Annotated in this window: 14 protein-coding genes; 1 reads left to right on the top strand and 13 read right to left on the bottom strand. The window is 42.6% G+C overall.

The genetic code is table 11. The features are described 5' to 3' along the window. Positions 1-21 precede the first annotated feature (21 nt). Positions 22-609, bottom strand: coding sequence for a hypothetical protein (locus H9X84_RS01510; RefSeq protein ID WP_205132560.1), 588 nt, complete (start codon positions 607-609; stop codon positions 22-24). 158 nt (positions 610-767) lie between these two features. Next, the gene (locus H9X84_RS01505) at positions 768-1,796 is read right to left on the bottom strand and encodes a YeiH family protein (protein ID WP_205132559.1); all 1,029 of its coding nucleotides are present in this window, start codon (positions 1,794-1,796) and stop codon (positions 768-770) included. A gap of 148 nt (positions 1,797-1,944) precedes the next feature. Here H9X84_RS01505 and H9X84_RS01500 point away from each other — a divergent pair, with 148 nt between their 5' ends. Next, positions 1,945-2,850 (top strand): LysR family transcriptional regulator, encoded by a 906-nt coding sequence (locus H9X84_RS01500; RefSeq protein ID WP_205132558.1) that lies wholly within the window; start codon positions 1,945-1,947, stop codon positions 2,848-2,850. 170 nt (positions 2,851-3,020) lie between these two features. On the opposite strand, the gene H9X84_RS01495 is transcribed toward H9X84_RS01500, so the two are convergent. From H9X84_RS01495 to H9X84_RS01450, 11 genes are all read right to left on the bottom strand, one after another. Further along, complete coding sequence (locus H9X84_RS01495) at positions 3,021-3,731, bottom strand: GAF domain-containing protein (RefSeq protein WP_205132557.1); 711 nt, start codon at positions 3,729-3,731, stop codon at positions 3,021-3,023. Between the two features lie 207 nt (positions 3,732-3,938). Next, positions 3,939-5,582: an EAL domain-containing protein gene (locus tag H9X84_RS01490; protein ID WP_205132556.1), complete on the bottom strand. Its 1,644-nt coding sequence runs from the start codon at positions 5,580-5,582 to the stop codon at positions 3,939-3,941. 289 nt (positions 5,583-5,871) lie between these two features. Next, positions 5,872-6,006, bottom strand: a complete 135-nt coding sequence (locus H9X84_RS13185) for a hypothetical protein (protein WP_275552233.1) — start codon at positions 6,004-6,006, stop codon at positions 5,872-5,874. Between the two features lie 862 nt (positions 6,007-6,868). After that, positions 6,869-7,891 (bottom strand): ABC transporter substrate-binding protein, encoded by a 1,023-nt coding sequence (locus H9X84_RS01485; RefSeq protein WP_205132555.1) that lies wholly within the window; start codon positions 7,889-7,891, stop codon positions 6,869-6,871. A 356-nt stretch (positions 7,892-8,247) separates the two neighbouring features. Beyond that, positions 8,248-9,027, bottom strand: a complete 780-nt coding sequence (locus H9X84_RS01480; RefSeq protein WP_205132554.1) for an ABC transporter ATP-binding protein — start codon at positions 9,025-9,027, stop codon at positions 8,248-8,250. After that, positions 9,020-10,021: a FecCD family ABC transporter permease gene (locus tag H9X84_RS01475; RefSeq protein ID WP_243423485.1), complete on the bottom strand. Its 1,002-nt coding sequence runs from the start codon at positions 10,019-10,021 to the stop codon at positions 9,020-9,022. The genes H9X84_RS01480 and H9X84_RS01475 overlap by 8 nt, the downstream gene beginning before the upstream one ends. Positions 10,022-10,790: 769 nt before the next feature. Then, on the bottom strand, positions 10,791-11,756 hold the full coding sequence (asrC, locus tag H9X84_RS01470; protein ID WP_205132553.1) for a sulfite reductase subunit C: 966 nt from the start codon (positions 11,754-11,756) through the stop codon (positions 10,791-10,793). A gap of 12 nt (positions 11,757-11,768) precedes the next feature. Continuing rightward, positions 11,769-12,563 (bottom strand): anaerobic sulfite reductase subunit AsrB, encoded by a 795-nt coding sequence (gene asrB, locus H9X84_RS01465; RefSeq protein WP_205132552.1) that lies wholly within the window; start codon positions 12,561-12,563, stop codon positions 11,769-11,771. Then, on the bottom strand, positions 12,556-13,572 hold the full coding sequence (gene asrA / locus H9X84_RS01460) for an anaerobic sulfite reductase subunit AsrA (RefSeq protein ID WP_205132551.1): 1,017 nt from the start codon (positions 13,570-13,572) through the stop codon (positions 12,556-12,558). The genes asrB and asrA overlap by 8 nt, the downstream gene beginning before the upstream one ends. A gap of 2 nt (positions 13,573-13,574) precedes the next feature. After that, positions 13,575-14,345 (bottom strand): formate/nitrite transporter family protein, encoded by a 771-nt coding sequence (locus tag H9X84_RS01455; protein ID WP_205132550.1) that lies wholly within the window; start codon positions 14,343-14,345, stop codon positions 13,575-13,577. 128 nt (positions 14,346-14,473) lie between these two features. Continuing rightward, a complete protein-coding gene (locus H9X84_RS01450) occupies positions 14,474-15,136 on the bottom strand; it encodes a Crp/Fnr family transcriptional regulator (RefSeq protein ID WP_205132549.1) in 663 nt (220 codons plus the stop codon). Positions 15,137-15,351: the final 215 nt, after the last annotated feature.

Genomic DNA, 15,351 nt, shown 5'->3' with positions numbered 1-15,351 from the left:
TGCTTCACTTCCCTGCTTTCTTTATCCTGCCGTTACCCGTTTGCGTCTGATATGAAAGGGAACATAACCCGTATAGGACGCCATAAAACTACTGTATGAATTATACCAGAAGTTCATCAAAAAGGCCAATAAAAAGGGGGTCAGCCAGGTCAGGTGAAACAGATACCGCGCCGTTGTACGTGAAAAAAGATCAGGGAAACGATTCTGGTACAGGCAGGCACAGCGGTATAGAATCTGTGCCATCTCCATTTCCGTATCACTCAGCCCGTAAACCTGACGCATCTGCTCTTTCATCTCGTCCCACGCCAATTCTTTTTTTCGCCGCCGCAGCACCCGGATGGTATGATGGATCCCCGCCAGCTTATAAAACCTCTGCGCCGCGCTTTCATCCAGCCGCTCCATATTTTCCCGAAAAAAATTAGCGGCGCTGTGGTCCTCAAAAAATATCTCCCATCCGTCTGCCGCTGTACTTTCCACACACTGGGCATAAAACCCGCTGTAAAACAGATTATCCAAAGCATACGCCCGTTCCAGAAATACTTCTCTGGCTTCCGCTAAATTCCGGCGGGCTTCCTTTTCCTGTTCTTTATTTTTTTGTCCCAATTTCATGGCACACACTCCTCTCTGGTTCTATTGTAAAATAGAACAAAGAGAAATAAGAGAGGGCTTTCGCCGCAAATACAGCCGCCCTTCGTTGTTTTTCCGCAAAAAAAGATGGCACAGACAAAAGTCCATACCGTCAAGAAAGAGGAATCTTGTATATTACATTACCAAATACCCAGCAGATGCTGCATACCCAGGCTGACGCAGGCAATGGCTACCCAGCAGCAGAACCCCATAGCAATGGGCTTACCGCCAGTTTTGATGAGCTTTACAATATTTGTGTTCAGCCCGATGGCGCCCATGGCCATTACAATGAAGAACTTGGACAGTTCCTTCAGAGGAGAGAAGACAGACGCGTCTACCCCTGCGGAAACAGATACTGTGGTGATAATAGAAGCCAGCACAAAGAACAGAATAAAGAACGGGAAGATCTTTGTCAGGCTGAAGCTGCCTTTTGCTTCGCCGCCTGCCTTTTTCGCCTTTGCAGTCTGGCGCAGTGCCAATACCAGCGTAATGGGGATGATCGCCAATGTTCTTGTCAGTTTAACAATGGTTGCCTCTTCCAGAGCGCCGGCACCGGGATGCATTCCATCCCATGCGGAAGCAGCCGCCGTAACAGAGGAAGTATCGTTAACCGCTGTACCTGCGAACAGACTGAAGCCCTGATTGCTCAGTCCCAGCGCATTACCCATGGTAGGGAAAATCAAAGCGGCGATGACATTGAACAAAAAGATAACAGAAATGGCCTGCGCGATCTCTTCGTCATCCGCGCCAATAACAGGTGCCGTAGCGGCAATAGCGGAACCGCCGCAGATGGAGGAACCAACACCTACCAGTGTGGAAATATTGGAAGGTACCGCCAGCAGTTTATGGATCACAAAGGATACAATCAAAGAAGTTGCTATGGTAGAAATAATAATCGGCAAAGAAGTTGCGCCTACTCTGGCGATCTCTGACAGATTCAGGCCAAACCCCAGCAGAATAACCGCGTACTGCAGGATTTTCTTCGATGTATAGGTAATACCGTCTTTTGTCTTATTCCGATTCTGATAAAAAATAGCGATGACCATACCGATCAGAATCGCAAATACCGCTCCGCCTACAATGGGGAACTTCTTGCCCAGCAGCCAGGACGGCACCGCAATTACCAGACAAAGGGCAACACCGGGCGCCAGCTTACTTACTTTACTCACAACAATCCCTCCTAAAATATTCCATCATGTTTGTTAAACTTATTGTAAATGCTCTTAACAATAAAGTCAAATTATAATAGTTTATTTTTCGATAATTATATGTTATGGTTATAGGAGAAATATTTTCCAGGAGAAAGGAGGTCTTTTTATGCTGGATTTTCGTGTAGAAACCTTTTTAACGGTTTGCCGGACCATGAACTTCACCAGGGCGGCAGAACTGCTCCATATCACACAGCCCGCAGTGACCCAGCATATTCATACATTGGAAAAGCAGTACGGCGCCCGTTTTTTCCGCTATCAGGGAAAACAGATATTTTTAACGGAAGCGGGACAGCTTTTCCTTCAAACGGCTACTACCTTTTATCAGGACGACCAACATCTTCGGGATGCCATCCGTCAGCTGGGCACCCGCCGCAGCATCCGTTTCGGCGCTACCCTCACCATCGGAGAATATGTCATGCCTCCGGTTCTGACCGGCCTTTTAAAGGAGGAGCCTACCCTGCGCCTTCGAATGATCGTGGAAAATACAAAAGAATTGCTGCGACTGTTAGATAACGGAGAAATCGAATTCGCCATTGTAGAAGGCTTTTTCCCGAGACAGGAATACGAAAGCCTCTCCTATTGTATCCAGCCTTATATCCCCGTATGTGCCCCTTCCTACACATTCTCCAGACCGATTCTGCGTCTGGAGGATCTATTAGAGGAACGTCTTCTGATCCGGGAACCCGGTTCCGGCACCAGAGAAGTCCTCTCCCGTGCCTTGGAAGATCATAACCTGACACTATCGGATTTCCCTCTGATTACAGAGCTGGGAAGTCTGAATGTTATCAAAAAAATGGTCTGCGCAGGAGCCGGTATCGCCTTTTTCTATCTGCCCGTCGTTCAGGAAGAACTGGAAAAAGGACAGTTAAGAGAGATTTCTCTGGAAAACTGCGCCCTCTCCCACGCCTTTAACTTTATCTGGCGGAAAAACAGTACCTTTGATACATATTATCAGGATATTTTCCGCCTGTTTCAAACAGAAGAAACCTTCCGTACAAAGACCACAGAATAATTGCATTTTCAACTCATCTGCGCTGAATCATTCATATAAAATAAGTCTTTTTGATTCCCCGGCATAGCCGGGTTTTTTTGTTGGCTGACAAAAAAATCAGCCATAACCGCTTCATAAAACGAGGTTATGGCTGACGATCTTGACAGATGATGAACTCAAATTTACTATTGTTACTGCTTTTCCTGCCAGTTCTTTCGTTCTCTGCGGAAACGAACCATCATAAAGCTGGCCAGTACCCGGATTTGGGTATCGTCCTGAATTGCATAGCGGGGATTATCAACACCGATAAATCCAGCCACTTGACCGTTGGACATCAACGGTACGGCAATCACGCGCTGAATATCCTGACTATTCAGGATCTCCCATTCCAAAGGTGATTTTTTCCGCAAAGGCTCCAGATTATAAAGCAAAATGGAGCCCTGCGTGCGGAATGCTTCCATCCACCGTTCCACAGCTTCCGGCGGTACCTGCTGAAGATTATCCTTCTGAGGCGTTACCCCCGGCGCGCACCACTCAAAGGTATTGCTCCAATAGCCGCTTTTCCCCGGAACTTCTTCAAAAAGATAGGCACGGTCTGCCTTATAAAACTCTCCCATACCTGCCAGTGCCACATTCACGACCTTACGCCATTCCTTCTGCCGGCCAAGCAGATCGGCATAACCCGCAATACGATTGGCAAATTCCAGACGTTCTCTGGTTTTCTGGCTGACGTACTCCTGTTTTGTAATATCCATTGCTACCTGGAATCGTACCGTCTTGTCACCGATATCCATGAGTTTATCCTTCAATAGGAAATGGCGGTCGCAATACTCATTTCTATCTTCCCAGATATGAAAGGTATCATGACGCAAAATATCTTTGGGGCAAAATTCGCATGGCATACTGCGACCTCGCAAAGCCTGATAGCATTTCCTTCCACGATAGTCTCTTACACCAAAAATCCGCTGCGCTGCCGGATTCAGATAGTAAAGCTCATGAGTAACCATATCGCACACTGTAATCGCATCTTCTGATTTTTCCAAAACGGCGTGTTCCAATATGGTTGGACTTTCCAATGAGCTTCCTTTTGCGCAGGAAGTATGCTCCATCTACTGGCACTGCTCTTTAAACCGCTGCATCAGACTATTTAATGCAAAATGCTCCGGCGGAACCGGCTTTGAAAAATAAAAACCCTGATATAAAGCAGGCTGTAATGTCTCCAGCGCGGCCAATTCCTCCATCGTCTCCACACCCTCGCAGCAAACCCGGAGAAAGCCGCTTTTAGCAACTTCAATAATATTGGACACAAGACGCAGATTATACACGCTATGCTGGATACCGCTGATAAAACAGCGGTCAATCTTAATTTCATCAATTTCCAGTTTTTTCAGCCAACCCAGACTAGAGTAACCAGTGCCGAAATCATCTACGGAAATCTCTATCCCCTCTTTTTTCCATGCACTGAAAATGGCATTCAGATATCCATATTCCTGCAATTCAATGCCTTCCGTCACCTCAATGGTCAAGGCGCTGCCCGGAAGATCATTTTCCCGGAGTTCCGAGAGTACCTCGGCCTGAATCTCCGGACACCGCAGCTGCGTATAGGACATATTCACACTGATTCGGAAGGAAGGCAGTTTTTCCCGCCATACCCTGCACTGGGCCAAAGCGGTACGGAGCACCCAGCTTCCTACGGGTATCATCAGACCGCTGCGCTCCAAAATGGGTACAAATTCCGCCGGCAGCACCATCCCCCTCCTCGGAGAATGAAAGCGGACCAATGCCTCCGCGCCGGCCAATTCAAAGGTTTCGGAACGAACCTGAGGCTGGTACCGAAGGGAAAACCCGGAAAAATTCTCTTTTACAGCCTCTTCCAGCTCCGCCTGCAACTCTATTTCGGCCAGCCTTCGTTCATAATCCTCGGGGTGAAAGAACACCAACCTGTTTTTTCCGTTCAGCTTTGCAGTATCCAGCGCACTTGAAGCATAATGCACCAGCAGCTCACTGCTGGGAACCTGAAATTCCTGCAATGACACACATCCTCGAGACAAAGTGCATTGTGCCTGCATATCCTGCTGTAAAGTACGAAAATATGACTCTACTATCTCCCTGTGTGTCCCCGTAACCAAAGTGCAAAAACTGCTGTGCCCATTTCGGAAGGGGCGGGAAAACCGGGACTGCGCACTTCCCATGCTGTTCTCCAGATTCCGGAGAATGCCGTCTCCAAATTCCCGGCCGTATTTCAAATTGATCTGACTCAGGTCATCCACATTTACCATCAACAGGTAACCGTCTTCCCCCTGACTGTGCAGAGCGTTAAGTTCCTGCAAAAATGCGGCTTGACGAGTTTTCTCATCATCGTCCTGCCGTTCTTTGGGAACTACGAGAAATCCCAGAAAATACTTTGGATGCCCCTCCTCGTCAAAGGTACATTTTCCCTTGCTGGTTACCCAAACCAGCTGACCTTTTCGATTACGCAAACGGTAGTTGAAATTATATTTTTCCTCCGTCCTATGGAATAAACCATCGACATACCGCTGCAGTCTGCGCCGATCCGACTCATAAATTACCTGATACCATTGTTCCAGAGAACAAGAACAGTCGGTAATTTCGGCAGTCAGTTCTCCAATGTTATCGGAAAAGCAAAATATTTTCTCCCCAAAGTGATAGAACTGGCAGCACATTCCCGCACTGTTGCCAAATTGATTCAATATTTTTTGCCGAAGCTGAGGTTTTTCCCAAACAGTTTCCATTTCTACCACACTTTCTTTTTCTGCCTGCGCATCCGGTGACAAGCATTTTATAGTTACAGATTTATCTAAAGTATAGCGAATTCATGCTCCATAGATAAAAATAATCATCTAATACCATACAATCAAATCATTTATAGACTCTCTTTGCTATTTTCTTTGCATAAATTATAGCACACTTCTCGTTTTCGTGCAGTCTTTTTTTGTGATGAAAGGATCTTATCATCGCTGCCCCAGTTCTCCGCCTTGCCATTCCGCCCCCAACGAACACCATTGGCCTGTTCCCGCAGAATTATATTCTTTGCACAATTATATTAACTGCGAATTTCGGGATCACACGCACCATAAATTTTTCCGTTTGTTTTTTTCCATTTCTGCCATAGTTTCCTCTTCTTTTCCGTTTAAAATATCTTAATAAAATTCCCATATACGGACCTCCTTTTCACTATATTTCCTGCAATTGGCAGAATGCAATCTCATGATAGGGAAATGAAGTTTTGCTTCTGCCTCAACGCCGGAAGGCTTTTTTGAACCACGCGTCTAACGCGTGGTTTTCCTTATACAAAAAAGGGTTATGCCAAAACATAAGCCTTTTTCTTTAAATTCTTTTAATAAACTTCTGTCCAAATTTCATCCGCATTTGCAGATTCTCTTACATAATCATTGCAATTTGCCGCTTCCGACATAACAATGAAGTTACCACTTTTTTATCTGTTTCAGATAAGCAAATTATCAAAAACTACTTTTTCGGGCGGTAGAGGAACTTGAGGAACAAAGCATTCCTCAGCCGAAATCCATTTCTCACAAAGAAAAAAACGGCTTGAATGATACAAGTCTTTTCTTTGATGAAAGCGGGACAACTATTCAACATCCTGTTAACATGTCCCTATCATTTCATTTATTATTGTATACAAAACATACTCACAATGGTACAATAAAGAACACACAAAATAGACCAGTATATCCCGAAAGAATGCACTGGAAAAAAGTAAATGAGATATATGGACAAATTGAGTCAGGCTGACATTACAAAAGAATAAAAACTGGTTTTATGAACTTACGACACCAATAAAATTCTGAGCATGTATCGCCTAGTAATGATGTACTGCAGAATGTGTAACCGAATTCGATGATGGTACAATGGTAATGAGTACGCTGTGCTTGTGGTATCGTCTGTACGCAGTTGTTCCAAAAGCAGTGCCATAGAAAGGCTGCTGGAATCTGTAAACAGACTTAAACAAATCACAAGTACAAGCAATACCCATAAACACAACGTAAATGAACTCCCTTTAAGTTGCCATGATATTATCTATTTCCTCTGTCAGATTGGGATATAAAATTTTCGCCATATAGGCATAACTTTCCGCCCAGCGCGCGTTGGGTTTGTAGTGGAATAAATCTTTTGGCAATACATAGCATTTGTCCTGCTGCACGGCGTGCAAGCCTGCCCACGCAGGATTTGTCATAATACCTTTTTCCAAAGCGGTTAAAGCTGCTTGCTCACTTCCCATGGTAGTAATAAAAATATAATCAGGGTCCTCTGTAATGATTTCCTCAATGCTCAAATCTTCTAATAAACTGTCATGGCGTGCAACGATATTATCAACACCCAAATCCCGCATGATAACACCGGTCTGGTTATCCGCACCTTTTGCCTTCGCACCTGTAGAGAACGCACGAATCAACAAGCCCGTCGGGTTGGGCTGCAATGTCACAAGTGCTTTAATTTCCTGTACTTTATCATACACAGATTCTGCGTTTTGCTCATACAAATCTTCGCGTCCGTTCAAATAGCTGAAAACATGCATCATTTCCACATAATCCTCCACAGTATCTACGCGAAAATAGGCATACGGAATACTCGCTTGCTGTAATGCTGGTTCTAGATTTACTTGTGTGGCAACATCAGCGGACAATATGACAAGGCTGGGAGAGAGTGCGATGATTTCCTCGAAATTAGGCTCTTTGACACTGCCAATCATGGCAACATCTTCTCCCAAATCCATATTGCGCTCTTCTATGGCGTCCTCAGTTACGCCAACCAGTGTACCGCCTGCCAGTTCCCAAGCCTCGGCAAAAGAACCATACAGCGCAACTACACGTTTTGCGTTTTCCGCAGTCAATTCCTGTTCTCTGTCGAACGCATCGTGATAGGCAATATATCCTGTATCGCTCGCTTCGATCTGTTGTGTATCTTCTGTTTGTTTTGTTTGCTGTGTTTGTTCCGCTGTATTTGTGCAGGCGTTTAAACTGAACAAAAGCAGCAATGTGGACAGTCCTGCTGTACACATACGATGCCAGTTTTTTTTCATGTTATGTTCTCTCCTTTATTGGTGCTGCTAAGCCGTAATTCCTTTTTGCCGAAAAGGCTTTTTCCGGTCAAATAGTTTAAAAAGAAATGCCAGATGGTTTTATGATTAGATGAGAAGTCATTTTTTGTTTCTGAGTGTTTGCCGTACGCCTTGGCGATGATTACTGCCGGCTACGGCATTTTTAGTGTATTGTTTCTCCCTGCTTTGACAGGAAAAGCAGGCTCGCCCCATATGACATTGGTTCTGGCCAGACTGCCGTCAGCAGTGTTTTGTCTTCCAATATGACGTATTGATTGTGTTTTCAGATAATATCATAGGCACAACCTGATTTTCAGCAGGCAGTTTTTCTGGTATCCTTATTTTTTACAAAAAGATGTAAAATAATAAACTTTTTCCCTTTCCGCAAAATGTCCCTGTACACCAAATAGCGTATCTAATAAACCATTTTCATAAATCCTTTCCGGACTATCTAACGCAAGGATCTTTCCCTTTTCCATTAAAGCGATCCGATTGCTGTAAGATAGAACATGAGCCAAATCATGAAGTACCATAACAATCGTTTTGCCCTCGCTATTTATCTTTTTCACTAAATCTAATATTTCAAACTGTTTGCCGATATCTAAATATGTCGTCGGTTCATCTAAAAACAACACATCCGTATCCTGCGCAATCACCATGGATAAAAACGCTTTCTGCCGTTCCCCTCCGGATAATTGACGCAAATCTCGTTTTCTGAATGATACAACACCTGCCATCTCCATTGCCTGTTCCACCTTCTCTTTATCCTCTTTCGTAATTTTTCTGCTAAATCCCAAATATGGAAATCTACCATGAAGTGTGAGATTCTCAACAGAAATTGCTGGCGTAATTGGCATTTGTGTTAAAAATGATATTGTTTTTGCAAGTTCTTTTTGTGGATATGAAGAAAGCATTTTGCCTTTTAACAAAATTTCTCCGCTTTTTAATGGAATCTGGCGTGAAGATGCTTTTAGCAGAGTTGATTTCCCACTGCCGTTGCATCCTGCCAGAGTAAGTATTTCGCCTTTCTTTATTTCCAGTGAAATATCGGTTAAAATTGTTGACATGCCATAACCTGCTTTTACATTGTGAAGAGAAAGAATTGTTTCATCATTCATAAATACGCCCCCTTTTTTTTGCAAAAAGAAGAAACAAGAAAAAGGGGCTGCCTAAAAATGAAAGAACAATCCCGACCGGGACTTCAAAAGGCGCAAACAGCAATTTCCCTAAAGAATCACATAACATTGCGAAAATTGCTCCTATGGCAGCCGCATAGAAGATCAGCTTACGATAGTCATGCCCAACCAAAGCGCGGCAAATATGCGGTACGATCAAGCCAATAAAGCCCAAAAGCCCCGCAAAACTAACAGCGGCTCCTGATAACAACGCAGACACCGTAATAACCAAAAGACGCAGAGAAGATACCCGCAAGCCCAAACTGGCTGCTGTACTTTCTCCCAAAGCAAGAATATTCAAATCATAACTAAAAACGAAAGCAAACAAAATACCGATACCAATGAGAAAAACCGCTGGAAACAAGGAGGAAAATGTTATTCCCGAAAAACTTCCAACCATAAATCCAGTAGCACCAATAACATCATCTGGATATAGTATCGTAATCAAATCTATCCCGGCTGAAAGAATTCCGCTGATTGCGACACCAGACAATATCAAAGTAATTCTTGAAGCACCAGTTTTAACTGCAATCAGGTAAATCAACATACTGGTCAATAATGCTCCCCAAAAAGCCGATATCGGTACAAGCCCAGGATACATTGGGAAAAATGACGCACTCAGCAATGCAAAAAAGCCTGCACCAGAACTGACGCCAATAATATTAGGACTTGCCAATGCATTATTTAATACCGCTTGTATTAAAGTACCGCTGACTGCCAGAGCAGCACCAGCTGCTATAGCCGCCATTGTTCTTGGCAAACGGGAATACATAAAAATACGATATTCCGTTGTATTTGATTGTCCCTGAATAAAATCATTCCATAATTTTAAAGGCGAAAACATCGTATTGCCTGTAAATAGGCTGAAACAGAGTGTCAATACAAATAGTAAAATAATTATAAAAGATAAAATTAACATTTTGCTTTGTGTTTTCATCCTTTTCCTCCACAAGTAAAGTATTTTAAATATAATTCTCAGAAATTCTTTTTGATGCCGGATCACAGGCACATTTTTAAATTAGTTTGATGTATGCTATCTAAAATAAATATTCCGCTTCTTGAATTTTGTTACCTTTGGGGATTTTCATCTAAATAACAAATCCGTCTTTCTCTCCGCATTTTGCAAACACAATTCTTTCAGCAGAAAGAATCCCTATATCATGCACTAAGGCCGCACATGCCGTAATAAGTTTTGTTTTCATGTGAGCTTATTCTCCGGAACACTGAAATTGCGCAAACCAATACATTTACACAAAATGTAGGATTTGATCTGCATTTCTTTGAACAAAGCAAATCATTTTCTCAGTTAAATCATCTATAAAATTTCTACTGTTCATCTTCCTGGCACCTCGTTTTTATATTCCTCATACTTATTTTTTATAGTCGAAAAGAAAGAAGCAGAGTCTCTCTATACTCCGCTTCTTTCTTTGGGTGAGTTCCAAATATTTCGCTGGTTTAATATGCTGATATTTCATAAAATTATTTGAAATATCTCCCTCCGTCCCCTTAAATTTCACAGAAAAGAGGATTTTTTTCTATTCCCAACTTAAATAAAGCTTTATATAGGAACTTAATTATTTAATTCTTCGATGATGCATTCTATTCTTTGATTCATCACTTTCATAGCCTGACTTAATCCCAGTGATACACATAACAATTTTTCCTGAGCAGATTCTACACATATGGAGTAAGACACAGTGCTTTCCTTATTTATAACGGATTCCGGACCAATACATAGGAGATGTAATTTCCGCTTTCTCTGAGAGATGTACCCCTTTCATCGCCCATTTATAGAACTCCTCAAATCCTGTACGGTCTACGATATAACCGATGTGTTCCTTTCCGCCGGGAGCTTCCGGATCAATATATTTTTCCACATATTCGTACGTATTCAAAATAATCTGAACGATACTATCCGCATCAATCCACTTGACGAAGTTTTCTCCCAATCTGGGATTCTTTTTCCCAGATCTGCCCAGCAGTGTCAAACGATAGTATTTTTCCTTGCTTCTTGTCCACGCCATATTAGGACAAGCCAAAACACACTCTCCGCAACCAATACATTTTTGCGCGTCTCTTTGGGGGCGGAAATTCACCATTGTCAAAGCACCTGTTGATTTTTTTGTGCAGGCTTTCACACAAGCACCACAGGTTACGCATCTGTCAGGCTCAAACTGTGGTTCTGTCATGCCAATGATGCCAAAGTCATGCATTCTCACCTTCGCACAGTCATTGGAACAGCCCGTCAGCGCAATCTTAAAATGAAGATCATTAGGGAAAACAGCTTTTTCAATTCTCTGAGCAAAAGCCGTTGTGTCATAACAAGCATAGGGACAAACACGATTCCCAACGCAAGCAGAAATATTTCTTGTACCTGCTGCCGGATAACCCCCATTTTCTTCTTCACGATTGATATCCATGCCTGTGATGATGCTTTCCAACAAAGCGTTTACCTCTACCATCTTTTCAAAATCAATGCCCGGAATCTCAAATCCCTGACGGTTGGTAATATGCAACGTTCCATCACCATATGCTTCCGCGATATGCTGCAGCACAGGCAAGTATTTTGCCTCCAGATGACCGCCGGGCACACGGATACGGGAAGCGGTTTTATTCCGCACCTTTGTCACACGAAATGCGTTTTTCTTCAATTTTTTCGTATTGATATCCATTATGTTCCCTCCTCAATCCAACAGATTTTTCCCTACTGTATAGGGAAATACTGGTCCATCCAGACAAACATATTTATCGTTGATACGGCAATGACCACATTTTCCAAGCCCACAGCACATTTTTCTTTCCTGAGAAATCCAGATATTTTCTTCCCGGAAGCCTCTCTCCAAAAGCGCAGCCGTCGAAAAACGCATCATAGCGGGAGGACCTACTACAATGGCTTTCGCGGATGCGACATCTTTCAGCTCCAACTGTGGAATAAACGATGTGACTAACCCAACCTGACGATCTGGGGAAGGTTCACCTTTATCAACTGTCAAAATCACATTCATTTGTTTTTTCCATGTTTCAAAATCCATGCTGAACAAAATGTCATCATCCGATTTAAAGCCTGCAATCAAAGTCATTCCATCATGTTCCTCAGGATGGTTCCCAAAGTGAGAAATGACGCCACGAACAGGAGACACCCCTGTACCTCCGGCAACGATAACCAGTTCACCGCCTGCATAGTCCGAAACCTCAAATCCATTTCCATAAGGCCCTCTCAAAAACAGAGAATTCCCTTCATATTTTTCAAAAATCTCATGAGTAACTTTCCCAACACGACGGATAGTCAAATCCACATAGCCCTCTCCGATGCCGCTGACAGAAATGGGAGCTTCTCCATATTTTGGCATGGAAACTTCAAAAAACTGTCCCGGTTTTACGTTGCCATGGTATTCCATACGAAATGTGTACTCAATGGATGTATGCCGAATGACCTTCTGGATTTTTGACAAAAATGGTACATATACGTTTTCATTCATTTTCCATTACCTCCTTACAAGCCTTTTTCAACCCATTTACGCAATGAGAGAATGAGATATATTCCGGACAAATATCATCACATCTGCCGCACCCTACGCACATAGGATAGCCATGTTTTTTCTGGAAATCCCAGACTTTATGGAGCACTTTATAGCGCATACGTTCCCCGTGTTTTTTTCGATAAGTACCGCCGCCGGCAACATCCGCATAACCATCTACCATGCAGGATGCCCATACTCTGCGTCTTTCTCCAGCCTTTCCGTTTTCTGTATAATACATATCCTGCATGGTAAAACAGGTACAAGTGGGACAAACAAAATTACATCTGCCACAGGCAATGCATCTGCCGTCATATTCTCTCCATAAATCGCTTTGCAGCATGGTGTTAGGCATCTGTACCGGCAAATTTACATGAGTTTTCGTTTCTGTTACATAAGCAGGCTGTACATCCTGAACCCTTTCCGCGCTTTGCGCAAACAGTTCTGTCCATTCTTCTATTTTGCAGTCCATATAGTATTTGTCATTGACTTTATCAATGCTCATATCATAATCTGTGCTTTTGTTTGTACCCATATCTACGCAAAAACATGTATCAAAAGCCTTTGGACAGCCCATTAAAACAAATTTCACTTTATCTCTGAGGCGCTTATAATAGCTGTCAATAAACCCCTGTTCCAAATATACAGCATCCAACCGCTTGATGGCATGCAGGTCGCAGCTTCTTAGAAAAACCAGCATTTCTTTTTCTTTGCAGGCGCTTTCAAGAATCTGATCTTCGGTAAAGTAAAACAAAGTTTCCGCATTGGGCAGAAGAAACTCTTTCGCTGAATATTCCGCTTTCTTGTCAAACACAATCTCTGTTGCGCTATGCACCTGCCCATACCGCACACAGTCTGTATCGGAAAACCTTCCCTTTCCCGCAAAGCGCTTAGGTGCGTAAATATCATACCGCTTTTCCAGTTCACTCCAGACAGACATCATCCCATCTTCTGTAAAACAATAACCCATAATTACACCTCTTTCTTTTTCCCAATGATTCCATAAGGAATTGCAAGACCTAAGATTGCTCCTGCCATGTTTCCCAACGTTACAAAAAACAAATTATACAAATACCCATTCAGGGTGATCGTTCCTGTTCCATCCAACAAGATAGCGGATGTGAACAGTGTCATATTGGCGATGCTGTGCTCAAACCCCGTTGTAATGAACGCAAAGAGACACCAGAAAATCATCATCAGCTTTGCGCTTTCGCTCTTGCATCGAAATCCACACCATACTGCCAAACATACTAACATATTGCACAACACACCCCGGAAAAACAGAGGCAGCATACCGGCTGACATTTTTGATGCAGCAGATGTAATCATAAAATCTCCAATCTTGTTTCCTTCTGCCAGTCCAGTACCTGCAAAAACTGCTGCAAGGACAATAGCGCCCAGCCAATTTCCAAAAAAACACACAATCCAAAGCGCTATGGATTGCTGCAAACTGACTTTCCTTTGCAGCATGCCACCTGCCATAACGAAGTTGTTACCGGTAAAAAGTTCTGCACCTCCTATAATCACCAAACTCAGGGCAATACCAAAAGAAATACCCATCACCACCTTTGTGTACGATGCCCCTGCTAATTGCCCGCCAATGGAAAAAATCAATAAGATACCAAATCCCACATAAACTCCCGCTAACATAGATGCAAGAAAATATCCTATGGGATTCTTTCTTAGGAAATTTACTTTTCCAATGGACGCTTGACCTACTGCCATAAATTCTTCTTGATACATAACATTGCCTCCCTTCTTGTTATTAAAATAACAAAAAACAACCACCTTTGACGTTGCGCAGGCAACCCAACCAAAATTTTTTTAAAAAAAGGACCTCTTGTCAGAACAAAAGGTCTCTGTAAATTTCTTTATTTTGTCAAAATACGAAACTGGTTCTTTTTAAAAGAGATCAAGCCATCCTCCTGCATACTTACCAATTCTCTTGTAATAGCACTACGATCTGTGCATAAGTACTCTGCCAGTTCCATACGCCCAAGAGGAATGGTAAAGTACTCTGTCCCTTGTTTCTGCGCCTCAAAAGATAAATACGTCATCAACTTATCACGAAGGTTTTTCTTAGATACGATTTCTATTTTTTCCATCAATCGCATATTTTTTTCGGCAATACATTGCAGCATATTCTCAATAAGCCGATGATGGTACCTGCAAGTCAAAGAACATGTATGCATCACTCTATCATAATTCAAAAACAGAATTTCCGTTTTTTCTGCCGTTACAAAAGAAACTTTTGAAGCAAACAGCGCACTGCAAACAAAAGTTTCCCCAAACAACTCGCCGGGAAGCATATGTACCAAAAGGGTTTTATTGCCCCAATAATCTTCTTTTATCATTTGTACACTGCCTTTACAGACAATACCAATATATCTGATTTCATCCTCTGTCATAGCCAGATAATAACCTTTAGGAAAACTTCTGTACTGCACATGAACACAATGGAGAATTTCCTCCAAGGCTGTTGGCTGTAAATTTCGAAATAATGGATATGTAAGTAGCCGGTCTATATTTTTCATAATTCCCATCCCATTTCGCTGATAGATAATCCACAGTTCATTATTTCTTTCATGATCGCACGTTTTCGGAAAATTAGCCTTCCTCCCCTATTTCATCTCAACATAATGGATCTATATTAAATAAGTAGACACGATTTATAAACAGATGTACCATAATGTTAGACACCAAAAGGAGGTATCTTTATGACTAAAAAAAATTATTATGATGAGGATTT

The organism is Anaerotignum lactatifermentans (assembly GCF_016902535.1).
In the GTDB taxonomy this organism is placed as follows: domain Bacteria; phylum Bacillota; class Clostridia; order Lachnospirales; family Anaerotignaceae; genus Anaerotignum; species Anaerotignum lactatifermentans_A.
This window is presented reverse-complemented; position numbering and strand designations above follow the sequence as displayed.